The sequence below is a fragment of the Niabella digestorum genome, from assembly GCF_036409055.1.
GTDB classification, from domain to species: Bacteria; Bacteroidota; Bacteroidia; order Chitinophagales; family Chitinophagaceae; genus Niabella; species Niabella composti.
The window spans coordinates 76,524-100,037 of sequence record NZ_JAZGLY010000004.1 but is presented as its reverse complement, the minus strand read 5'-3'; the positions used below and the strand labels follow the sequence as shown (position 1 = coordinate 100,037).

The window sequence follows — 23,514 nt, the reverse complement described above, 5'->3', positions numbered from 1 at the left end:
TCTTTGTGTATTACAATTTCTGATAACAAATGCTCAGAATAACGTAAAGGAAGTTGTGTATAAGACTGTTGATACAACACAACTGATAATGAAATTATATTATCCTGATGATTTTAAGCCCGAACAAAAACGATCGGCTATTATTTTCTTTTTTGGAGGAGGTTGGGTAGGCGGCACGATAGATCAGTTTAAGCATCAAGCACTTTATTTAGCCTCCCGAGGCATGATAGCTATAACTGCCGATTATAGGGTGAGAAGCCGTCATCATACAACCCCTTTTGAATGCGTTAAAGACGGTAGGTCGGCTATTCGTTATTTAAGAAAGCATGCGGCAGAATTGGGTATAGATCCTGACCGCATAGTTGCCGCCGGTGGATCTGCCGGAGGACATGTAGCGGCAGCTACTGATCTTATAGAAATTGATGAAGCTACTGACGATATAAGCATTAGCGCGCGTCCTAATGCATTGGTACTATTTAACCCCGTATTTAATAATGGTCCGGATAATTATGGTTACAAGATATTTGGAGACGACTATGTGCGCATTTCTCCTTACCATAATATCAAGAAGGGAGCCGCCCCTACCATTGTTTTTTTAGGAACTAAGGATAAACATATCCCTGTAAAAACAGCAGAAGACTATCAGAAAAAAATGCGTGCAATAGGGAATAGGTGTGATTTATTCTTATATGCGGATCAACCCCATGGTTTTTTTAATTACAGAGAAAAGGGAAATAAATACTATGAGGAGACGCTTATGGTAACTACACGATTCCTTATAGAACTGGGATTTCTTCCCGCCAACAAATGATAACAGTGGTAAAGGAATAATTTGTGAGAAAGAAATAATAAACTCTGTAAAGCAACTTCTTACCATTGAAATAATTCCAAAATGAGAATCATATTCACTTTTCTATTAGGCTTAGCAACGATTGTTTTATCCGCACAAAACACTACAAAGCCAAATATTGTATTGATTTATGCCGATGATATTGGTATCGGCGACTTTTCCTGCTATGGAGCAATTGCCGTTAAAACACCTAATACCGACAGGCTTGCCAAAGAGGGTATTCAATTTATGAATGCGCATTCGGTGGCCTCTACCTGTACGCCATCGCGCTATAGTCTCTTTACAGGCGAATATGCATGGCGCCGAAAAGGAACAGGTATTGCAGCCGGTGATGCCGGAATGATTATCAAACCGCATCGGTACACATTGGCAAAAATGTTCAAACAGGCCGGATATGTTACGGCTGCGGTAGGAAAATGGCATCTGGGATTGGGAGAGGAAACCGGTAAACAAGATTGGAATGGTCTTATTACGCCAGGACCTAAAGAAATTGGGTTTGACTACTCTTATATCATGGCGGCTACCGGCGACCGTGTACCATGCGTGTATGTGGAAAATCAACGAGTAGTAAATCTTGATCCTAAAGATTCTATTCAGGTGAGTTATGTGAAGAACTTTCCCGGCGAACCTACAGGAAAGGATAATCCTGAACTCTTGACCAAATTGAAGCCAAGTCACGGACACGATATGAGCATTGTAAACGGCATTTCCAGAATCGGATATATGAAAGGAGGTAAGTCGGCGCTTTGGGAGGATGAATCCATTGCAGACAGTATCACCACCCATGCCGTGCAGTTTATTGAGCAAAACAAGTCAAAACCTTTCTTTTTGTACTTTGGAACAAATGATATCCATGTACCACGCTATCCGCATCCTCGATTTGTAGGGAAAACCGATATGGGACCAAGAGGAGATGCCATTGTTCAGTTTGATTACTCAGTAGGGGAAGTTATCAAGGCGCTGGAAAGATGCGGTATCAGAGAAAATACCATTATCATTCTTACAAGCGATAACGGCCCCGTTGTGGATGATGGCTATCAAGACGAGGCAGTGCAGCGGCTCAAAAATCATAAACCTTGGGGACCATATCGCGGAGGCAAGTATAGCAATTTTGAAGCAGGCACAAGGGTACCCTTTATCGTGAACTGGGGCAATAAGCTTATTCCCCAAAAGTCCGAAGCATTAGTATCGCAAATAGATATGCTGGCATCTATGGCTCGATTGACAGGAGTGGATATATCTTCTGTGAAAGAACTGGATAGTGAGGATCAGCTGGATGCTTGGCTCGGACGTGACCGCAAGGGAAGAGAATATGTTATCGGTTTTGGTGGATCATTAACGGTACTAACACATGACTGGAAATATATAGAGCCTAATAAAGGACGCGTTTATAATCCGCTCACCAATACGGAGTTGGGTAATAATAGTGTGGAACAGTTATATGATATGCGTAAGGATAGAGGGGAGTATGATAATGTAGCGGAAGAGAACAAGATTATCGTAGGAATGATGAAAGAAATTTTACGAAAGGAAAAAGCAAAGGGAGTAGGTATGGACTTATAACCTACTCCCTTTTGCTCAAACTATAAACCCGAATTTATCTGCTGATATATTTTTTATAAATACTATAAAGCACTTTCTTGTCGTAATCCGTTAGTGATTTTGAAGTATCGTTTTGGATGTAGTGAGCTTTAAAGGCCCCAATTGCTGCGGCGGGATTACTAATATCATATCCGATGACACGCAGAGCCATAATGGGGTTGAAATCTGCCGGAGGTGTTTGTAAATTGTAAGGATCGTACCAGTAACCAAATCCGGCATCAGCCAATCTCTTCCATGGGAAATACTTACTGGGATCCTGCTTTCTTCCAGGCGCTATATCTCCATGCCCGATAAAATTGGCCTGTGGAATTCCATATTGTTCTTTAAGATGGCCTAATAATTTTATCAAGGCTGTAATTTGAGCATCAGGATAAGGTTCGTTTCCATTGTTGTCAATCTCTATACCCAGACTACACGAATTCATGTCCGTTACGCCTCCCCAGCGACTGTTGCCGGCGTGCCAAGCCCGAACATAATCATTCAACATTTGATATACTGTGCCGTCGCGTCCTACCACATAATGTGCACTGGTTTGGGTGCGCGATATAGAAAACGTAAATAAAGTTTGCTCTGCAGAATTTTGTGCGGTATGATGCAGAATTACAAAATTGGGTTTTCTGATATTAAAATTCACCGATGCATACCAAGGTGCATTTACAGCCGGATTCTTCTTTTGTGAAGGGTTGAGGCTTATTTGCTTAATGATTTCATCAATATTCTTTTCGTAAGTAGGTTTGGCATAATATTGTATGCTATCTGTTATGAACTTATAATACTCACGGGATCTATATGGTAGCTGGGATGAATTAGTTGCTGTTATTGGTGGAGGTGTATATGTAGGTTGTGGCCTTTCAAGCCTGCTATTCGTATTGGGTTCTTCTGTTGGACGATTATTACGGGTTATCTGTTCAGGTCTTTTAAAAACTGTTTGATTTTGCTGAGGGGCAGGACTAGTTTTCTCTACCGGCTGCTGTTGTGGAGTTTTTTGGGTAAGGACATTTGTTTTTTTCGGCACTGAACTACCACAGGCACACAAAAAAATCGTAAGAATAGCCGGTAATACTTTTTTTATAAACATTCTGTAATAGTCTTTCTTTGTTACTGTTCCTTTAACTTTTCTTAAATTAGTCCTAAGATATATCCGTTCTTAATGTGAAATTAACGAAAAACATCGTAACGGTATAACCGATAAACAAAATTGCGAAATAATAGAGAATATTTTAAGATTTCATTAATGCAATCTCCCCATAAAAAACACAATTTATGAAAGCACAATTTGGCATGATCGGATTAGGCACTATGGGCCGCAATCTGGTCTTGAATATTGCAGATCACGGCTTTGCCGCATGTGGCTATGATCGCAATGAAGAGCAAGCGCAAAGATTGATAGCTGAAGCAGGCTCTCGTCCGGTAACAGTAGCTACTTCATCGGAGGATTTGCTGAACCAATTGCAAACACCAAGAATTGTCATGCTTCTGGTACCCGCAGGAAAAGTAGTCGATTTGATAATCGAAGAATTATTACCCAATCTGGAGAAAGGAGATATTCTAATCGACGGAGGTAATTCGCATTATGTCGATACACAAAGGCGCTTTGACATTTTAAAAGACTCCGGAGTGCATTTTATAGGCATGGGTGTTTCCGGCGGTGAAAGCGGTGCTCGTTTCGGTCCCAGTATGATGCCCGGCGGAAATAAACAAAGTTATGAACAGGTGAAAGAAATTCTAGAGGCTATTGCTGCTCGCTACAACGGTGAGCCTTGTGTGGCTTATATGGGAAATGGAGCTGCAGGTCATTACATAAAAATGGTGCATAACGGAATTGAGTATGCTATAATGCAAATGATCAGCGAAGTGTACGGTCTGCTCAAAAAAATGGGATTGTCAAATGAAGCATTACATGATCTGTTTAGTGCTTGGAACGAAGGCGAGTTACAATCCTTTCTAGTAGAGATAACAGCCCGGATATTTAAAACAAAAGACCCCGAGATCGGCAACGACCTAGTAGATATGATTCTCGACAGAGCCCAGCAGAAAGGTACCGGCCTATGGACTTCACAAAGTGCACTGGAGTTGAGCGTGCCGACACCTACTATTGATGTTTCCGTCACGCAAAGATACCTCTCGGCTTTAAAGGAAGATAGGGTGCAACTCGCTCCTTTGTATCAACATACTTACACGCCTGATGTGGATCTAGAAGTATTAAAGAATGATTGTAAAAATGCACTTCATTTTGGTTGCATAATGGCTTATGCACAGGGATTATCATTACTAGCAGCAGCCTCCCAAGCACATCAGTATGCTATTGATATACCCACAGTAATAAAAGTGTGGCGAGCGGGTTGCATTATCCGATCCGCTTTGTTGAACCAATTGTATGAAGCTTATGAAAAAGATGCGAATCTTAAAACCGTAATTGGTTCGGATCTGTTTGTGCCCTTACTTACCGAAACTCGAAAAGGATTGGTAAACTTTCTTAAATCTAGTATGGATGTAGGGCTACCAGCGGCAGCACTTGCATCGGCTTTGTACTATTTTGATGCCTATGTTCAAGAACGTCTTCCGGCTAATTTAATACAGGCACAGAGAGATTACTTCGGTGCGCACACCTACGAAAGAATAGATCAACCGGGTAGCTTTCATACGGATTGGAATGTGTAAAATAAAGCATACATGATGTTCTCGCTCATACCTAAATTATTATTACATGAATTTGAAAAACACACCTGCTAACATTGTTATTTTCGGAGGCTTTGGAGATTTAGCCTGGCGCAAACTGATCCCGGCTTTTTATAACCTTTTTATTCATGATTATATGCCTAAACAGTTTGCTATATATGCCGTACATTACCAGGGATTGCCCGAAGGTGCATATGAAAAGCATATGCTCGAGGGCGTGAATTTATTTTCTCGGTCAGGCAAGGCCAAAAAGGAAGAATGGAAACGCTTTACTGATCACTTATACTTTTTTCAAGGCGATTTTACCCTTGAAGATACTTACACACGTCTTAAAGAAAAGCTTGAAGCCAACGATGCAGAATGGAAAACGAGGGCTACAAGGCTTTTCTATTATTCTGTAGCGCCTAATTTTATCGAAACCATATCCTCATTTATATCGCAGTTCAATATTGCTGATAACAGACAAAAAGATCGCCTAGTAATAGAAAAGCCTTTCGGAACAGACCTCGCTTCAGCACGCGCATTGAATGAGCTGTTGAATAAATTGTTTTATGAAGATCAGATTTATCGTATAGACCATTATTTGGGTAAAGAAGTGGTTCAAAATATTGTAGCCTTCAGATTTGCGAATCATATATTCGAACCCTTATGGAATAATAAGTACATAGAACAAATTCAGATTAGTGTTACAGAAACGGTAAGTGTAGGAACGAGAGGTAGTTACTATGATAAAAGCGGGGCATTGCGTGATATGGTGCAGAACCATATGTTGCAGCTGCTTTCCTTGGTAGCCATGGATTGTCCGGGTAATTATGATGCTGAAAGCATTCGTCATCAGAAAGTGAAAGTGCTAAAGAAAGTGAGACCTTTTAACTCCGCCAGTGTGGCCCAACATGTGGTGAGGGCGCAATATACCAAAGGGGTTGTAAACGGAAAGCCTCAAGTAGGTTATAAGGAAGAGAATAATGTTTCTCGTAAATCTACTACCGAAACTTACGTATCTTTAAAATTGTATATTGATAATACAAGGTGGAAAGGAGTGCCTTTTTATCTGCGTACAGGAAAGTGTATGGATAAACAAGCTTCTGAAATTGTAGTGCAGTTTAAGGATACTCCGTACAAGATTTTTAAGGATGATGTTGTGCCCAACCGTCTTATAATCAGTATTCAACCTCGACAGCGCATCAGTCTGCTTTTTGAAGGGAAGGTGCCGGGATTAGAAATGAAGCTGATGCCGCTCGAAATGGACTTCAGCTATAAAAGGTCTTTTACAGATGAAGCACCGGAGGCTTACGAAACTTTATTGCTGGATGCCTTACATGGCGACGCTACGCAGTTTATTCGTGCAGATCAGGTAGAAACGGCATGGGCTATTGTCATGCCCATTCTGGATAATTGGGTAAAAGATAGCAGTGATATGAAAAAATACAAAGCTGGTAGCAGTGGACCTGTAGAAGCGGAGAATCTTTTTTCCGACGGAAAGGTAAAATGGCTTTCTTTGCCGGAAGAAATACTAGAACAACCAAAAAGTAGAAATAAAAATAAGAGATGAAACATTTAAAGTTAGTTTGGGAAAACGCAGAAGCACTGAGTGTAGCCGCTGCGCATTATTTTGTCGAAAGGTGTGCAAAGCATATTGCAGAAAAAGGAAGTTTTTCCGTATCGCTTTCGGGAGGCAGTACGCCTAAGCGATTGTATCAATTGCTGGCTACCCCAGCATTCTCACGAAACATAGACTGGAAAAAAGTTTTTCTTTTCTGGGGTGATGAACGTTTTGTACCTCACACACATGAGGAGAGCAATTATAAAATGGTGAAGGAGGCTTTACTGGATCATGTAAAAATCCCTAAGAAAAATGTATTTGCCGTTCCTACCAAAGGCGAAGCAAAAGATTGTGCCCTCCAGTATGAAAAAACTATTCAACAGGTTTTAGGCAAACAAATGCAGATAGACCTTACACTACTCGGCATGGGAGATGATGGACATACTTCTTCATTATTTCCAGGAACGGATGTACTGAGCGAAAAGAAGAGATTTATAAAAGAAGTGTGGGTAGAAAGCAAACAAACCTTCCGCATCAGTTCTACTTATCGTTTTATCAATAACAGTAAGGAAGTTATGTTTTTAGTAGCAGGTGCGGCTAAAGCTCCTGTACTGAAGTATATATTTGCCAAAAATGCTAAGGCAAAATACCCCGTGCAAGACGTAAATCTGAAAAAAGGAAATGCCATCTGGATGCTGGATGAAGCGGCAGCAGGGCTAATATAGCGGATTAAAAAACTGCTCCGGGAACTTAATCCTGGAGCAGTTTATTAATAGCTTGGTGAATTTTTTCAAATTCAAAGACCGCAATGGCTTGTTCCATTAATTCTCTGATTTCCGCATTACAAAGATTATATATAGATCCTTCGTGCGGATTTTTAACTTCTAATTGTTCCGGAGCTTGATAAGTACCGTCTTCCACGGAACGCCCCACTTGAACATATGCATCTCTAAAAGGCACTCCCTGCATTACCAGCTGATTCACTAGATCTACAGTAAACAGATATTTGTATTTTTCATCCTTCAACAGGTCTTCTTTGATCTCAATATGGCTCAGCATTAAGCCTGCCATATCGATACAGTCTTTCAGCGTTTTAAATGCCGGGAATAAATGCTCTTTTAGTAATTGTAAATCGCGATGATAACCCGAGGGTAGATTGGTGGTCATCATGCTGATTTCATTAGGCAAGGCCTTGATGCGATTGCAATAAGACCTGATGAGTTCAAAGACATCGGGATTTTTTTTATGTGGCATGATGCTACTACCTGTGGTAAGTTCGGCGGGAAAGCTTACAAAACTAAAATTTTGGTTCAGGTATAGCGTCATATCCATACTCAAGCGTGCCAAGGTATCCGCTACGTTGGCTAATGCTTGTGCTACAATTCTTTCTGCCTTGCCGCGTCCCATTTGGGCATATACTACATTATAATTGAGTGATGCGAAGCCTAGCAGCTCGGTAGTCATACGGCGATTGATAGGGAAGGAAGATCCGTACCCCGCTGCAGAGCCTAAGGGGTTGCGATTGACTACATCAAAAGCCGCTTTCAATGTTGTAACATCATCTACCAAACTTTCGGCATAAGCACCAAACCACAAACCAAATGAAGAAGGCATGGCCAATTGCAGGTGGGTATAACCCGGATATAAGTGGTTTTTGTATTTTTCACTTTGAGCCTGTAGCAATTCGAATAATGAAAAAATGGATTTTACCAACAATTCAATTTCGCTACGTAAAAACAGCTTGATATCTACCAGTACCTGGTCATTACGGCTGCGTGCACTATGTATTTTCTTGCCGGCATCACCCAGTTTTTGGGTGAGCAATAATTCTACTTGCGAATGGATATCTTCAACCTGAGCATCCAGCTTAAAGTTGCCGGCTTGAATATCTCTGTAAATTTCTTTTAAGGCTGATTGAAGTTTTTTTAGGTCATCTTTGGGTAGAAGTCCTACCGACTCCAACATTTGTATATGCGCCAACGATCCTATTACATCGAAGGGCGCTAAATACATATCCATTTCACGATCCTTCCCTACGGTGAAGACTTCTACTTCCTTAAGTGCTTGTATATCTTTCTGCCAGAGTTTCATAACTTGAACTTGTATACCGACGTAAAGCTAAATGCTTATTGTCTGAGGTTGTTTATGGAAAACGTTCTTTTTATTTTGTAAAGGTATAAAGTTGCCAACAATGCTGCTAAGCTATTTATTGGTTTAGTGTCAATCGAATCAGTTCAATGTATTCCTTTATGCCCTGTTCTATTTCTGCTAAATAAATAAATTCATCTGCGGTATGACTTCTGGCACTGTCTCCCGGACCTATTTTAAGAGCAGGGAAAGGCATCAGTGCTTTGTCCGATGTAGTGGGCGATCCGTAATAAGTTTTCCCCATCGCCAATCCGGCTTTTACTACCGGATGATCCAATGAGATGGATGTTGAGCGTAAACGCGTAGAACGAGGCTGCACCTCACTTTGTACATTTTGACGTATCTCCGCGAGTACTTCTTCGAAAGTATAGAGCTCATTAACCCGTACATCTACCACATACTTGCAAATAGCGGGCACTACATTATGCGCTTTATTCTCGGTTTCGATGACGGTTACCGACATTTTATTGGGCCCCAACAACGAAGAAACCTTACTGAACTGGTAGTTCTGAAACCATTCAATGTCTTTCAAAGCTTTGTAAATGGCATTTTCGCCTTCGTTACGGGCTGCATGTCCAGCCTTGCCGCGGCTGGTGCAATCCAATACCATTAGACCACGTTCTGCTACGGCCATCTGCATGCCGGTAGGTTCTCCTACTATTGCGAAGTCTATGGCCGGTAAATCCTTGATTAAGCTTTCAACACCGTTATAACCCGAAATTTCTTCTTCCGCGCTTGCGGCCAGAATAATGTTATAAGTTAAATCTTCTTTATCGTAGAAATATTTAAATGCTGCAATGAGCGAAACTAAACACCCTCCTGCATCATTACTTCCTAATCCGAATAATTTACCATCTTTCTCAATAGGAGTAAAAGGATCTAAAGTATAATGAGAGTTGGGTTTTACTGTATCGTGATGAGAGTTCAACAACATGGTTGGCTTAGCAGAATCGAAGTGTTTATTCCGCGCTACAATGTTGTTGCCGTAGCGTGAGGTAGTAACTCCCCACTGCTCAAGATGCGATTTAATGATAGTGGCGGTCTGATCTTCTTCCTTACTAAAAGAAGGAGTTTGAATCAGCTGCTGTAATAAGTCTACGGCTTGTTGATATAATTCTTTCTCAAAACTCATTATTGAGTAATTAAAGTTCCTTCGGTGGAGGTGGTTGTATTTTTAATTAAATCCTTAGCGTCTCCAATTAGTACTTCGCTCACTCCGGCATCTATGGCAGCAAAAGCGTTATCAATTTTGGGCAAGATACCCTCAAATAACTTGTTTTCATTGAGCAGTTGCTGATATTTTTCTTTATTGATGTTTCGAATGACCGAATTGTCGTCGTTAACGTCTTCCAGCACGCCTTTCTTTTCAAAGCAATAAATGAGTCGTACTTTGTAAAATTGAGATAGGCTCACTGCTATCGCAGAAGCAATAGTGTCGGCATTGGTATTTAAAATATGTCCTTGTTCGTCATGCGTGAGCGGCGCAAAAACAGGAGTAAAGCCCTTTTCCAGCAAATGTTTGAGATTATCGGCTTGTAGCTGCTGTACATCAATATCTCCTACCCAACCAAAATCTACCGGTGAATCGTTGATGATTTTTACAGGGCGTTTTGTAGCGGGAATAATGTTGGCATCGGCGCCGGTTAAACCAATGGCGTTGGTGCGCAGTGCTTGCAGTTGGGCTACTATTTTTTTATTCACCAAACCACCGTATACCATCGTTACCACATCTATAGTGTTATCATCGGTAATACGGCGTCCATTAATGTATTTCGATTCAATACCTAATTGTTCTCCTATTTTAGTGGCAATTTTTCCTCCGCCGTGTACCAATATTTTAGGAGCGTTAACGGCAGCAAAATCTTTCAAGAAGGCAGCAAGCGCGGTTTCGTTATCAATCACATTGCCGCCGATTTTTATGACAAAAAGTGTTTCTTGCTGTGTATTTACATTCATTCCCGAACTCATCATTATACTTTTATCATGAATGATTTCATGAGGCTTTACAAGTTTAATTGTGGGCTAAATCTTTATTGAAGTTGTAACAACTCTGACAGTACAGCTTGTGCAGCCCATACACGATTGCCGGCTTCCTGCGTTACAATACTATTGGGACCATCCAATACCGCACCGCTGAGTTCTACATTACGACGCACGGGTAGACAGTGCATTACTTTAGCATTATTGGTCAGTTGTAGTTTTTCGGGTGTTAACATCCATTCCGGATCACTATTATAAATCTTACCGTAATCGTTATAAGTGCTCCAATTTTTTACATACACATAATCAGCGTCTTTCAGTGCTTCGTTTTGGTCGTAAATAATGGGAGCGTTTCCGGTAAATTGCTTGTCAAGTTCGTAGTCTTTGGGATGTGTAACTACAAAGTCTACCTCGTTCCAAGCGTTCATCCATTGTGCAAAGCTATTGGCTACACACTGGGGTAAGGGTTTTACGTGTGGAGCCCAGGTTAGCACTACTTTAGGACGCTTACCTTCATTAAAGGGAGTATAAGTTTCTTTTATGGTCACCACATCGGTCAAGCTCTGCAAGGGGTGAAGCGTTGCACTTTCCAAGCTCACTACGGGTAGGCCGGAGTATTTTATAAACTGATTAATATAAAGCTCACTGTAATCGTCTTCTTTATTCACCAGTGAAGGGAAGGTACGAATAGCCAGAATGTCGAAGTACTTTCCGAAGATGGGTGCGGCATCTTTGATGTGTTCTACGGTTTTTCCGTTCATGATAGCATCTTCTTCGAATTCCAACTGCCAACCCTCACTCCCTACGTTGAATACAATAGCTTCCATCCCCAGATTCTGCGCTGCAATTTGCGTACTTAATCGGGTGCGCATGCTCGGGTTTAGAAATAAGCAGCCAATACGTTTATTTTCTCCCAGTTGTTTGTCGATAAAAGGATTGGCTTTGTAGTGTAATGCCTTATCTGCAAGGGCATTAATATCAGTAACGTCGTGTGCGCTGATGAAAGTATTGCTTTTTAGTAATGACATTTTCTAAATACAATTTCAATAGGTGATGTATAAAGCTCGATTTGGTGTAAAATTACCATTCAATTATATAAATATGGTTCGCTGGTGCAGCGAACCATATTGTATTCTTTGCAGATATATTGCCGATGATGAAATCTGCTTTGCTATATATCAATAGAAATCTATGCTTGCGCTGTTGCTGCTTCTTTGAGCGCGGCGATTTCTTTTTTAAGTGCGTCAATGAACTGCTGGGCATCCTTTTGTTTCAATGCCAAAGAAGGTAATAAACGAATGACATTAGGCTTGGCTTCGCCGGTAAATATTCTTTGATTGGTCAACAGGTTTTTTCTCAGTGGTGCCAATTCTTCCGGTACATCAAAGCCTATCATTAATCCTCTGCCGCGAACATTTTTTAGTTCGGGAATTGCCTTTAATTCATTTTGTAAATAGGTGCCCACTTCGGCCGCATTTTCCATGAGCTTTTCTTGCTGCATTACTTCCAGAACGGCCAATGCCGCTGCGCAGGCCAGGTGATTACCTCCGAAAGTAGTGCCCAGTTGAAAATGCTTGGGCTTAATGTGCGGGGCAAGAATAATAGCACCGATGGGGAATCCGTTGCCCATGCCTTTTGCCATAGAATAGATATCGGCATTTACGCCGGCATAATCATGGCTGAAAAACTTACCGGATCGACCGTAACCACACTGTACGGCATCTGCAATAAATACCGCACCATATTGATCGCACAAACGGCGGATAAGTTGCAGGAAGGATTCTGTAGCAACATTAATACCTCCAACTCCCTGAATGCCTTCGATGATTACAGCAGCAATTTCATTGCCATGCTTCGTAAAATGTGCTTCCAAAGCTGCTTCATCATTAAACGGCAGAAAAGTTACATTGTCTGTTTCGTTCACAGGTGCCACGTAGTTTTTATTATCGGTGACCGATACAGCTAAAGACGTGCGCCCATGAAAGGCTTTGGAAAACGCAACTACTTTCTTACGTCCCGTATGGAACGAAGCCATCTTCAGTGCATTCTCGTTGGCTTCGGCACCTGAGTTGCACAGGAACAATTGATAGTCTTCCTTGCCGGATACTTCTCCCAATTTTTTAGCCAATTCTACCTGCAAAGGATTCTGAACGGAATTGGAGTAAAAAGCTACTTTCTCCAGCTGATCTTCTATTCGTCGTACCCAGTGCGGATGTGTGTGTCCGATGCTAATTACAGCGTGTCCACCGTAAAGGTCTAAATACTGATTGCCATCACTATCCCATACATAAGAATCTTTAGCTTTAACGATAGTGACATTGTTGAGCGGGTAAACGTCGAATAGATTCATCTTTTTAATTTGGAAAGAATGAAAAAATGCCCCTGATTAGTGGGGCACAAAATTACTAAAATATTGTTGGGCAAGCCGAAAATAATGTGAGTGATTAGTTAAGCATGCCAGGTTCTTTTTCGATGACGACATTTGGCTGTTGCTCCAGTGCTTGCCATCCTCCTATTACTACCCGCAAATTGTGAAATTCATGACGCTTAAGCAATGATGCAGCCAGAAATACTTCTTCGTCATTATTGCCTACTATATAAATATTATCGTGATCATCAATAGCAGAGAGACGCACCACATCGGTCATATCGGCCAGCGGCAGGTTGACAGACTCTTTTAGATGGCCACTGGCAAAGGTTAAAGGCGACCTGATGTCCATAATAACTAAGTTATCATCGTAAGGAAGATCCATCATGAGTTCATCTGCTTCTACATCTATGATAACATCTATGGGGTTTTGGGCATCCAGCCAAGATGCAAAACCGTGCTCCAGAAAACCAGCAATATTTTTAAACCCGGCATCCTGAATTAGCTTTAGGCTACTATCTTTTTCTTCGGGATAGCATACAACTAGTAAAGGCTCCTTTCCTTTAAAGAATTCGTAGTAGTCCTTGAACTTGATTCCTGATGCAACAAGAATACTATCTTTTATAAAGCCCTGTTTGAAATCCTTTACATCCCTAAGATCTACTATAGTGCAGCCTTGTGCAATATATTCCGCAAAAACATTCGCTGTAAGGGCTTGCATTTTTAAAAAGTATAATTTAATTAAGCTAATAACTCGTTTACAAATTTGTTCAGCTGCTTCATACGTTCCGTATTTACGGTGTAGTAAATAAACTTGCCGTTTCGCTCTGTTTTTACAAAGTCGGCTTTGCGCAAAATAGCTAGATGCTGAGATGCAACCGATTGCTCAATGCGTAATTTGACATAAATCTCTGTAACAGTTATTTTTTCCTGACTATCAATCAGTTTCAATATCTGCTGCCTGAGCTTGTGGTTGAAGGCACGAAGAATTAGCGCAGCTTTTTTCACAGCTAGTGTGTCTACTGTCAGTTGCTCTTCAGACTCATTTTTTTGCGTAAAAGCGATTTGATAGTTGCTCATTATAACCTATATGTTTAGGGGTTAGGGGATAAAAATAAAACTATATTTCGATATGTTAATATTTACGTGAATACATTTTTAATTGCCTGCTATATATGCATCCTTGACGTAGTAAGGCTGCTCATACGCAACATCCGCGAACTTTTTTTCATTATACAATCGAGTGGACAGCGGAATCATGTCATATGCATCGATATTCTTATATATAAAGCTAGCGTGATTATTTTCGATAATAGGTTCCAATTTCCGGGCTCCATTGCCTGTAAAAAGAATATGATGTGCACTGAGGGTGTCTGCGAAACTCTCCGCAGTTAAAATTGTTGCAAAAGGCTCCCTGTAAATATCCATATTTTTTTTAAATAATGCTGTAAACACCTCCATGCGGCGGGCATCAATCATAGGACAAATCAGTTCTTTTGCTGCTCCAGCCACAGCATAGGCCATGATTTCCAATGTATTAATGCAGATTAAAGGAACATTTAAAGCATAACACAATCCTTTTGCCGTAGCCAAGCCTACACGCAAACCGGTATAGGAACCGGGACCGTTACTTACTGCAATAGCACTAAGCTGTTGAGCTTGTAAATCGCTTTTTTTTAAGGCATTGTGTATAGCGTCGTGGAGCCATCCGGCTAGCGAATTACGCTCTTCATTTTTATCGAAAGCGATTACATCTTTGCCCCTGCAAATACAAAATGATCCCTGATCTACAGATGTATCGATATTTAATATTATCATTATACAAAAGAAATGAATAAAATCGATTGATTGAACTCTATATATAAATTTTTTTCTATAACGCAAACTATTGGGTAGAAGTTTATCTTCGTGCAAGAGAAATCTTAAAAATTTTTTAAATAGCTATGGAAAAATCTATTATAAACACCTCTGCAGCTCCGGCACCTATCGGTCCCTATAATCAGGCTGTTTTCGCTGGTGATACACTCTATATTTCCGGACAAATATGCTTGGATGCCGAAACCGGTGAACTTAAAAATGGCTCTTTAGAAGAAGAAACCCATCAGTGTATGAAAAACCTGAAAGCGATATTGAATGCAGCGGGATTGGGATTTGAAAATGTGGTGAAATCGACCATATTTATTACTGATATGAAGCAATTTTCGACCATAAATGAAGTTTATGGCCAATATTTCTCTGATAATTTCCCAGCACGAGAAACGGTTCAAGTGGCTGCGCTGCCGAAATTCGTGAATGTAGAAATCAGCATGATTGCCGTTCGGTAAGCCTATATCTCAGGAAGCATAAGCCGTCTTCTTTTGGAATAAATTCTTATAGCTACAACCAGCACTACACAAATAACAAGATCGAGATTGGTGGTGGTGCTGAGGTATTTGTTGAGAAGTATAAAAATAATACCTCCTATAGCGCAGGCGGTGGCATACAATTCACCCCTGCGCAAAAGCACGGGAGGGTAGCCGCAAAAGATATCAGCAATCAGTCCGCCAAAGGTGGCTGTTATTACACCCATAATTAGGCTATAAAGCTCATTAGCCCCGTTCTGAATTGCTACTTCGATTCCTGCCGCGGTGAATAATCCCAGCCCAATAGCGTCTGTAAAAAATATAGTACGGCGGAAATTATTCAATCGATCTTTTACCAGAAAAGTAACGGTTGTGCCTGCAAATACCAGTGTAAAAGCCAGATTATCGTTGAGCCAAGTAAGGGGTCTTACTCCCAGTAATAAATCTCTCAAGGTTCCACCTCCATAAGCCGAAACAAAAGCTACTACCAGTCCGCCGAATACATCAAGACGAGCTCCGCGCGCTTTAAACGCTCCGGCAAGGGCAAATACAAATATTCCCAGATAGGTTATTACCGAAAGAAATGTCACTAAGCAAAGTTATACGCTCCGTGGATATTTATTTAGATTTGTGTAAATACTGATTCCAATGAAATATAACACCTTACTGATTGATGTGGAAAACGACATCTGCACGATAACCATCCATCGCCCCGAAAAGCTCAATGCTTTAAATGCCGAGGTATTGAAGGAGCTAGACCTGGCAATTGACGAAGTAATGCAATCCTCAGATATTCGCTCGGCGATCATTACGGGTAGTGGAGAAAAGGCTTTTGTAGCCGGTGCCGATATTTCGGAGTTTGCATCTTTAGATGCAGCAAGCGGAGAAGCGTATGCAAGAAGAGGGCAGTCGTTGTTTGAGAAAATAGAAAACAGTTCTAAAATAATAGTAGCTGCCGTGAATGGTTTTGCATTAGGAGGCGGTTGCGAGCTAGCTATGGCTTGTCACTTTCGAGTTGCAAGTGATAATGCTAAGTTTGGGCAGCCCGAAGTAAATCTGGGGCTGATACCGGGATTTGGAGGTACACAAAGACTTACGCAGCTGATAGGCAAGGGACGCGCGCTGGAACTGCTTGTAACGGGAAATATGATAGATGCTATTACGGCATTTAACTATGGATTAGTAAATCATGTAGTGTCGCGTGAGGAGTTATTGCTTAAAGCAAAATCAATACTAGCCGTTGTAAACGCTAAAGCGCCACTGGCTGTGGCTCGTTGTATTACGGCTGTTCAGCATGCTTACGAAGGAAATAAGCAAGGCTACAGTTATGAAGCCCGGGAGTTTGGCAAACTGCTTACTACAACCGATGCCAAAGAAGGTACCTCCGCATTTTTGGAAAAAAGAAAAGCTTTTTTTCAGGGTAAATAATTACTATACAATTTGTTCCCATTTACTCTTCATGTGTAAAGCATAAAGCACCTAAAAATGGAATAGGATTTGCATCTGTATTATTTAAAAGCACAACTAATGATGCCAATCCGCAATAATGGGTGCTATTGCTTTACTTTGGAAACTATCGATACCGTCGATATTTTCACTAAAGTGATGTACAAGCAGCTCATTGTACATAGTTTAAATCATTTTATCGACAGCAAGGGGCTGGTAGTGTATGGATGGTGCCTTATGACCAATAAATTATATGTGATTTGTGAGGCACAAACCAATAATTCTATCAAGGAAATAAAAGAACGTTTTGTAGAATTTACCCGCGAAAAAATAGTTGAAGCCGTAAAAGAAGAAGATACTCCACGCAATCAATGGATACTAAGGCATTTTCAAAACCTTACTTCTCCCTTGGGTAATACATCGGTATTATCATGCTGGGGTGAGGTAAGAACGATAGCCCAAATTAATCTTCGTCATCCCAATATCATGGCGGAGCATCTGGAGTATATACATATATTACCCGTAAAGGAAAGAATTGTTCAATACCCTGCCGATTATATCTATAGTTCGGCAAGAGACTATGTTGGGTTACCCGGCCTTGTTAAAGTCACCAAGCCCGCAGCCGTAGAGCAGGAATTATATGAAATAGAAAGTCGCAAAAGTGGATTTAGAAGAAGTTACAATTATTAAGGTCGCTACTCTTATTCATTTTATCCCTCGAGTCGTTCCTTCTACTATCCATTCCTATGCCCTGCATGCATGTACTATATTTGTAGTGTAGTAAAAATCTGTATTCATAGTATATGGCTCGTAGAAGGCGAGATGCAAATTATAATGGTCTGAAGTTGATAGCCGTGACGCTTTTTATAGGCCTATTAGTTATATGGGTTCTACGCTGGGATCATGCTCGCAGGGTGAAGTTTGCGCACTATGAAGCCTTTGGCATTGACTTACCGGTTCTTTATTCCATACATGGAATTGATGTTTCCCGCTATCAGAAGGAGATTCGCTGGAATATGGTAAAAGCAATGAATGTTGAAGGTGTAAGGATTGAATTTGCTTTTATGAAGGCTACAGAAGGTGAAGGACTCACCGATAGGTATTTTAAATACAATTGGAGACAAGCTAAAAAGCAGAAGATTACACGAGGAGCGTATCATTTTTTTCTGCCGGGGCAAGACCCAATTAAGCAGGCCAAACATTTTATCTCACGTGTAAAACTCGAGAAAGGCGATTTGCCACCTGTGCTGGATGCCGAACAAGCAGGCGTTTTACCTGTGAATGTATATCGCGCAAAGATCAGACAGTGGTTGCAAATGGTAGAAGCACATTATAAAGTAAAACCTATTATTTATACAAGCGCCGAGTTTTATAAAAAATATATGGGGCCTGAGTTTGATGAATATCCTTTGTGGGTGGCACATTATTATGAACGGAAAAGTCCACGTATCAATCGTACGTGGACTTTCTGGCAACATAATGACCGTGGGAATGTAAACGGTATTAATGCTTTTGTGGATTTTAATGTTTTTAATGGCGACTCGGCCACCTTTCAACAATTGTTATTGAAGTAATTTTTTACTTTCTCATAGGATAAAATGAAAGGCCAATGGAGAATATGAAGTTGCGAGATTCCACATTGTAGGTTTCGATATCGGGATAATCGACATATCTGCCTTTCTTAGTTCGTGAAGTAAATGGGTCCGATGCAAAGTTGAAACCAAAATCCAGTTTTAACCACTCATTGTTTCTAAAACCCGTTTGTAATAATACCGATGGTTCGAACAGTCCGAAAGTATGATTGCGGGCATGCTCATAACCTAATGAAATTTCTTCTTCGGTGGTATAATTGGTTTTAATATTGTTTAACTTTAATAAAGAAAATTTGGGAGCTATCGCCATGCGTAGATAATCGTTGAAGAAGAAGTTGAAGGAAGGAGTAAGATAGTATTTAATTAAATCTGCTTTGTAAGAGCGATATCTGGCTGCATCGTAAGGTAGCCCATTATCATCCGAAGACATACTTCCGAATCCCACACCCAACACACCGTTAAAGAAAACTTTTTCACTTTGCCCTATGGGTGTGAAAAAGCCAGCCCCAATGTCAAACATGCGCCTGTGATAGTTTACTTTACTGCGTGAACTAATTTTTAGGTCGTCATTATCGTACTTATCTTGTTCACGGCGATACATAGCGCCTGCTGTAATCATGAAGTGGTTGGTTACGGCTACGGCAGCCTGTCCGTCAAAACCCAATGAATGATCCAATGTTTCTCCCGTATCATTGTCATCAATCTTGCTGAATATTTTTGCGGGGTTACCAGCTCCTGCCACAGAAAATTTAAAATCTCCCTGTTCTTTAAAAAAAGCTGCATTGTGTACGGCCGGAGAATTGATGTAGCGCGGGTTAGAGCAAGAGGTAAAGAAAATTACAGCTGTTAAAACGAATAATACGTGATTCAGCAAAAAACGCCTTATGTTGTTCATGGTTAATGGTTTTACACATGCAAAGAAAAGAATAAATATATGAAATCAAGGAACCCAAATGATTGAGCAGTCCTGAAAAGCTCAAGGGCTTAAATCCATTCGCCGGCACCTTCTCTAATTACTTCAAAGCTATCATCAACACAGTTTACAATGGTAGAGGGTACACTACCGCCGATTCCACCATCAATTACAATATCTACAATGTTCTTATATTTTTCATAAATCAGTTCGGGATCGGTATAGTCTTCCACAAACTCTCCGGGCAAAGAAGTACTGAGTATAGGATGTCCCAATTCTCTTACAAGAGTTAAAGCTATTTTATTGTCAGGCACACGAAGACCGATGGTGTCTTTTTTGCTTTGCAGAATTTTCGGAACCTGTTTGCTAGCCGGTAAAATAAAAGTATAGGGACCGGGTAAGCATTCCTTGAGTTTACGGTAAGTGGTATTGGAAATTTGACGGGCAAAATCGCTGAGATGACTCAGATCACTACACACAAATGATAGCTGTGCTTTTTTAGGGTCGATATGTTTGATGCGGCAGATTTCTTGAACGGCTTTCACCTGATAAATATCACAGCCCAATCCGTAGATAGTATCTGTAGGATATACAATGATGCCTCCTCTTTTCAGCACATCAACTACCTGTTGTATCAGACGGTCCTGGGGATTTTGTGGATGAATGCGTAACAACATATCGCAAAATTTGCCAATGTTAAAAGGATAGAGGATAAATGGTCTTAGTCCTGTTAACTATAACAGCTAACTTTATGCCACTTCCCAGGTTTCCTTGCCACGCAACAGTGCATTTAAGTCCGGAGCTTTGCGGGCAATGGCATCTTCAATCTGCAGGGCCATCATTTCTTCATAGCAAGGTCTGTCTACAGCATAAAATACCCCAAAGGGTCTGGGTAAATGCCCATCCACGTGCGGATCATCAAAAATACGCGTGAGGATTTGTGCTTTGTAAAGGTCTTGCTCATCATGAATCCACAAATCATCGGCACTGTAATTTTCTCCCAAGGTGACTACTACGGGTTTAAGTCCGTCCAAGCGAATACCTTTGTTTCTTTCGGCACCGAAAATCAAGGGCTGGCCATGTTCTAGGAATAAGGTTTCATCGGCCTTAGTTGATTTTTCGGTGAAGATTTCGAATGCTCCGTCGTTAAAGATGTTGCAGTTTTGATAGATTTCAAGGAAAGAGGCTCCTTTGTGCTGATGAGAACGTATCAGCATCGCTTGGAGGTGCTTGGGGTCGCGATCCATGCTGCGAGCCACAAACGTAGCGTTTGCTCCCAGTGCTAGTGCTGCAGGATTAAAGGGATGGTCAATACTTCCAAACGGCGTTGATTTGGTAATTTTATGCTCCTCAGAGGTGGGGGAGTATTGCCCTTTAGTCAATCCATATATCTGATTGTTGAATATCAACAGATTTACATCTAGGTTGCGGCGCAGCAGGTGAATAGTATGGTTACCACCGATGCTCAATCCGTCGCCGTCACCGCTTACAATCCACACGCTCAGTTCGGGGCGCGACGCTTTCAAGCCTGTAGCAATGGCCGTAGCACGCCCGTGAATCGAGTGCATACCATATGTATTCATATAGTAAGGAAAACGGCTGCTACAACCGATTCCTGAAATAAATACAATATTCTCCTTTGGTATGCCGAGATTCGGCATAATTCTTTGTACTTGAGCTAAAATGGAATAGTCTCCACAGCCAGGGCACCAGCGTACTTCCTGGTCGGTAGCAAAATCCTTGGCTGTTAATGTAGGTGCTAAAACTTCTGACATCTTAATTAAATCGCGTGCAAAGGTACGACTAAAAAAAGTATTGTTTCTTATATTGACATTTGTATGACTTTTTGAGTATTTTGCCGTATGAGGAAGCATAAACTACCTATGGCCATCCTGCTCATATGCGGTTTCATTGCATTGGGGTTCGTAAACAGTTCTAAAGAACGGAATCTGAAAGTATTACCCGCCGATATCAGCGATGAGCGATTGGACAGCCTAATGCAAACCTATAATAAAGGCCTAGGGGTGACCTGTGACTTTTGCCATGTACATGAAATCCAAAACGGTGATACGATTTGGAATTTCGCTTCGGATGATCATCCTGTGAAGGAAGAGGCGCGCCGTATGATACGCCTGACCATTGATATCAATAAAACTTATTTTAATTATGACCCGAAGATGCACCCTGCGTATTTAAACAAGGTGAGTTGCAACTCCTGTCATAGAGGTAATGCTTATCCGGAGGAATAGCTTACAGGAAATATTTTTCTGCTTCAATCATTGCATGGGCAATTCTTCTACGCGCATCTTTTGTATTTACCGGATCAGCTTTGGTGAAGCGTTTGAGACCCATTAAAATCATGCGTTGTTCGTCGCCTTCGGCAAAAGCATTGATGGCGTCTTTTCCTTTTTTATTGAGTTTATCGGCCGCATCATATAAAAATGTACGCATAATGTCGATATAAACCGATGCATGGGCTTCACCTTTTGCTTCTACTATCTTCATTACGCGTAACAGTACGCTCTCGGCATGGAAGGTTTCAATAGCCATATCGGCTATGTTCATCAGTATTTCCTGTTCGTTTTCGATTTGCATCATCAGCTTTTGCACTGCGGCGCCGGCCACCATCAGTATGGCTTTTTTGAAATTGGCGATTAACTTTTGTTCGGCGGCAAAAAGGCCTTCATCCTCTGCGCCGAAATCGGGAATACTCATGAGTTCGCTCTGCACTTGCATGGCTGGACCCATTAAATTCAAGCGTCCTTTCATGGCACGCTTCAACGTCATGTCCAGAATAAGTAGACGATTGATTTCATTGGTGCCTTCATAAATTCGGTTAATACGGCTGTCTCGATAAGCGCGAGAGATGTTGTATTCGGCACTAAATCCATTACCGCCATGGATTTGCACGCCTTCGTCAACTACGAAGTCCAGCAATTCACTACCGTATACCTTCAGGATAGCGCATTCTATGGCATATTCTTCCGCAGCACCTAGTAAGGCTTCGTTAAACGGTTTACCTTCGGCAAGAAGTTGTTTTTCCAGATTGTCAATCCATTTAGCGGTACGATAAAGGGCCGATTCGGCCGCAAAGATGCGAATAGCCATTTCGGCGATTTTATGTTGGATAGCACCAAAGTTGGCAATGGGCTGTTTAAACTGTTCGCGGGTTTTGGCATATGCTACGCTGGTTTGAAACGCTTTTTTGGCGCCACCTAAAGCCGCTGCACATAATTTGAGTCTGCCGATATTAAGAATATTGAAAGCAATTTTATGGCCTTTGCCAATTTCACCCAATACGTTTTCCACAGGCACTTTCGCATCTTGGAAATATAATTGCACAGTGGAAGAGCCTTTAATGCCCATTTTTTGTTCTTCGGAGCCTTGAGTAAAACCCTCCGTATCGCGTTCTACAATAAAGCCGGTGAATTTATCGCCGTCAATCTTTGCAAATACAGTATATACTTGTGCAAAACCTCCATTGGTAATCCAGCACTTCTGTCCGTTGAGAATATAATATTTACCGTCCTCACTCAGTTTTGCAACGGTTTTGGAGCTGAGGGCATCACTGCCCGCATTAGGCTCTGTCAAACCGTATGCACCGGCCCATTCGCCCGTAAGTAACTTAGGAAGATATTTTTGCTTTTGCTCTTCGTTTCCAAAGTAAAGAATGGGTAATGTGCCAATTCCTGTATGTGCTGCAATGGCAACGGAGAAAGAATGTCCTGCACCTAGATACTCGTTAATAATGGTCGAAGTGACAAAATCTTTTCCTAGCCCGCCGTATTCTTCAGGGAAAGAGGCTGCTAGCAGTCCCTGTTCGCCAGCCTTTTGCACCAAAGAGGCCATCAGGCCTTCTTTCATACTATCAATTTCATCCAGTCTGGTCAATATCTCCGTTTCTAGAAACTGAGTACACATGTCGCGAATCATCAGTTCTTCTTCATTAAAGTCTTCACAGGTATAGGTGGCAGCTGGCTGAGATGTTGTGATGAGCCATTCAGCTCCTTTTATAGGGGCAGTGTTTTCTGTAGTGGTACTCATGATGAAG

General features: G+C 41.2%; 24 protein-coding genes. 10 read left to right on the top strand and 14 right to left on the bottom strand.

All coding sequences use genetic code 11. From position 1 onward, the window contains the following. Window positions 1-88 precede the first annotated feature (88 nt). Together V2H41_RS07940 and V2H41_RS07935 are read left to right on the top strand one after the other, a co-directional pair. Window positions 89-811, top strand: a complete 723-nt coding sequence (locus tag V2H41_RS07940) for an alpha/beta hydrolase (RefSeq protein WP_330974609.1) — start codon at window positions 89-91, stop codon at window positions 809-811. Between the two features lie 81 nt (window positions 812-892). Further along, entirely contained in the window at window positions 893-2,413 is a 1,521-nt protein-coding gene (locus V2H41_RS07935) for a sulfatase-like hydrolase/transferase (RefSeq protein WP_330974608.1), read from the top strand. Between the two features lie 34 nt (window positions 2,414-2,447). On the opposite strand, the gene V2H41_RS07930 is transcribed toward V2H41_RS07935, so the two are convergent. Continuing rightward, window positions 2,448-3,530 (bottom strand): N-acetylmuramoyl-L-alanine amidase, encoded by a 1,083-nt coding sequence (locus tag V2H41_RS07930; RefSeq protein WP_330974607.1) that lies wholly within the window; start codon window positions 3,528-3,530, stop codon window positions 2,448-2,450. A gap of 185 nt (window positions 3,531-3,715) precedes the next feature. On the opposite strand from V2H41_RS07930, the gene gndA reads away from it, so the two are divergent. The 3 genes from gndA to pgl are packed head-to-tail and all read left to right on the top strand — an operon-like array spanning window position 3,716 to window position 7,399. Then, window positions 3,716-5,113 carry an NADP-dependent phosphogluconate dehydrogenase gene (gndA, locus tag V2H41_RS07925; RefSeq protein ID WP_330974606.1) on the top strand — a complete coding sequence of 466 codons (1,398 nt, stop codon included), beginning with the start codon at window positions 3,716-3,718 and terminating at the stop codon, window positions 5,111-5,113. Window positions 5,114-5,159: 46 nt separating this feature from the next. Continuing rightward, window positions 5,160-6,683, top strand: a complete 1,524-nt coding sequence (gene zwf / locus V2H41_RS07920) for a glucose-6-phosphate dehydrogenase (RefSeq protein ID WP_330974605.1) — start codon at window positions 5,160-5,162, stop codon at window positions 6,681-6,683. Further along, window positions 6,680-7,399: a 6-phosphogluconolactonase gene (gene pgl, locus V2H41_RS07915; protein ID WP_330974604.1), complete on the top strand. Its 720-nt coding sequence runs from the start codon at window positions 6,680-6,682 to the stop codon at window positions 7,397-7,399. The genes zwf and pgl overlap by 4 nt, the downstream gene beginning before the upstream one ends. 25 nt (window positions 7,400-7,424) lie before the next feature. Here the strand turns inward: pgl and argH are convergent, their stop codons facing one another. The 8 genes from argH to tsaB form a co-directional block, all read right to left on the bottom strand. Continuing rightward, window positions 7,425-8,765 carry an argininosuccinate lyase gene (gene argH, locus V2H41_RS07910; protein ID WP_330974603.1) on the bottom strand — a complete coding sequence of 447 codons (1,341 nt, stop codon included), beginning with the start codon at window positions 8,763-8,765 and terminating at the stop codon, window positions 7,425-7,427. A gap of 115 nt (window positions 8,766-8,880) precedes the next feature. Continuing rightward, entirely contained in the window at window positions 8,881-9,954 is a 1,074-nt protein-coding gene (locus V2H41_RS07905) for a M20 family metallo-hydrolase (RefSeq protein WP_330974602.1), read from the bottom strand. Further along, window positions 9,954-10,778 (bottom strand): acetylglutamate kinase, encoded by an 825-nt coding sequence (gene argB / locus V2H41_RS07900; protein WP_330974601.1) that lies wholly within the window; start codon window positions 10,776-10,778, stop codon window positions 9,954-9,956. Before argB ends, V2H41_RS07905 begins: the two co-directional genes overlap by 1 nt. Before the next feature lie 74 nt (window positions 10,779-10,852). Next, on the bottom strand, window positions 10,853-11,830 hold the full coding sequence (locus V2H41_RS07895) for a Rossmann-fold NAD(P)-binding domain-containing protein (RefSeq protein WP_330974600.1): 978 nt from the start codon (window positions 11,828-11,830) through the stop codon (window positions 10,853-10,855). Window positions 11,831-11,991: 161 nt separating this feature from the next. Further along, window positions 11,992-13,152 carry an aspartate aminotransferase family protein gene (locus V2H41_RS07890; RefSeq protein ID WP_330974599.1) on the bottom strand — a complete coding sequence of 387 codons (1,161 nt, stop codon included), beginning with the start codon at window positions 13,150-13,152 and terminating at the stop codon, window positions 11,992-11,994. Window positions 13,153-13,246: 94 nt separating this feature from the next. Next, window positions 13,247-13,891: a rhodanese-like domain-containing protein gene (locus tag V2H41_RS07885; protein ID WP_330974598.1), complete on the bottom strand. Its 645-nt coding sequence runs from the start codon at window positions 13,889-13,891 to the stop codon at window positions 13,247-13,249. Window positions 13,892-13,911: 20 nt separating this feature from the next. Next, complete coding sequence (locus tag V2H41_RS07880; RefSeq protein ID WP_330974597.1) at window positions 13,912-14,250, bottom strand: ArsR/SmtB family transcription factor; 339 nt, start codon at window positions 14,248-14,250, stop codon at window positions 13,912-13,914. A gap of 78 nt (window positions 14,251-14,328) precedes the next feature. After that, window positions 14,329-14,988, bottom strand: a complete 660-nt coding sequence (tsaB, locus tag V2H41_RS07875) for a tRNA (adenosine(37)-N6)-threonylcarbamoyltransferase complex dimerization subunit type 1 TsaB (protein ID WP_330974596.1) — start codon at window positions 14,986-14,988, stop codon at window positions 14,329-14,331. Window positions 14,989-15,113: 125 nt separating this feature from the next. On the opposite strand from tsaB, the gene V2H41_RS07870 reads away from it, so the two are divergent. Continuing rightward, window positions 15,114-15,494, top strand: a complete 381-nt coding sequence (locus tag V2H41_RS07870; RefSeq protein ID WP_330974595.1) for a RidA family protein — start codon at window positions 15,114-15,116, stop codon at window positions 15,492-15,494. Between the two features lie 2 nt (window positions 15,495-15,496). On the opposite strand, the gene V2H41_RS07865 is transcribed toward V2H41_RS07870, so the two are convergent. Then, complete coding sequence (locus V2H41_RS07865) at window positions 15,497-16,102, bottom strand: trimeric intracellular cation channel family protein (RefSeq protein ID WP_330974594.1); 606 nt, start codon at window positions 16,100-16,102, stop codon at window positions 15,497-15,499. Window positions 16,103-16,160: 58 nt separating this feature from the next. Between V2H41_RS07865 and V2H41_RS07860 the strand changes: the two genes are divergently transcribed. The 3 genes from V2H41_RS07860 (at window position 16,161) to V2H41_RS07850 (ending at window position 18,532) form a co-directional block, all read left to right on the top strand. Continuing rightward, window positions 16,161-16,940 carry an enoyl-CoA hydratase/isomerase family protein gene (locus V2H41_RS07860; protein WP_330974593.1) on the top strand — a complete coding sequence of 260 codons (780 nt, stop codon included), beginning with the start codon at window positions 16,161-16,163 and terminating at the stop codon, window positions 16,938-16,940. 99 nt (window positions 16,941-17,039) lie between these two features. Next, entirely contained in the window at window positions 17,040-17,648 is a 609-nt protein-coding gene (locus V2H41_RS07855) for a hypothetical protein (protein ID WP_330974592.1), read from the top strand. Between the two features lie 113 nt (window positions 17,649-17,761). Then, window positions 17,762-18,532, top strand: coding sequence for a glycoside hydrolase family 25 protein (locus V2H41_RS07850; RefSeq protein ID WP_330974591.1), 771 nt, complete (start codon window positions 17,762-17,764; stop codon window positions 18,530-18,532). Window positions 18,533-18,536: 4 nt separating this feature from the next. On the opposite strand, the gene V2H41_RS07845 is transcribed toward V2H41_RS07850, so the two are convergent. From V2H41_RS07845 to V2H41_RS07835, 3 genes are all read right to left on the bottom strand, one after another. Continuing rightward, the gene (locus V2H41_RS07845) at window positions 18,537-19,445 is read right to left on the bottom strand and encodes a hypothetical protein (protein WP_330974590.1); all 909 of its coding nucleotides are present in this window, start codon (window positions 19,443-19,445) and stop codon (window positions 18,537-18,539) included. 89 nt (window positions 19,446-19,534) lie between these two features. Then, on the bottom strand, window positions 19,535-20,140 hold the full coding sequence (locus V2H41_RS07840) for an L-threonylcarbamoyladenylate synthase (RefSeq protein WP_330974589.1): 606 nt from the start codon (window positions 20,138-20,140) through the stop codon (window positions 19,535-19,537). A 72-nt stretch (window positions 20,141-20,212) separates the two neighbouring features. Next, on the bottom strand, window positions 20,213-21,238 hold the full coding sequence (locus tag V2H41_RS07835) for a 2-oxoacid:ferredoxin oxidoreductase subunit beta (protein ID WP_330974588.1): 1,026 nt from the start codon (window positions 21,236-21,238) through the stop codon (window positions 20,213-20,215). A gap of 87 nt (window positions 21,239-21,325) precedes the next feature. Between V2H41_RS07835 and V2H41_RS07830 the strand changes: the two genes are divergently transcribed. Then, window positions 21,326-21,712, top strand: coding sequence for a c-type cytochrome (locus tag V2H41_RS07830; protein ID WP_330974587.1), 387 nt, complete (start codon window positions 21,326-21,328; stop codon window positions 21,710-21,712). Window position 21,713: 1 nt separating this feature from the next. On the opposite strand, the gene V2H41_RS07825 is transcribed toward V2H41_RS07830, so the two are convergent. Further along, a complete protein-coding gene (locus V2H41_RS07825; RefSeq protein WP_330974586.1) occupies window positions 21,714-23,507 on the bottom strand; it encodes an acyl-CoA dehydrogenase family protein in 1,794 nt (597 codons plus the stop codon). Window positions 23,508-23,514: the final 7 nt, after the last annotated feature.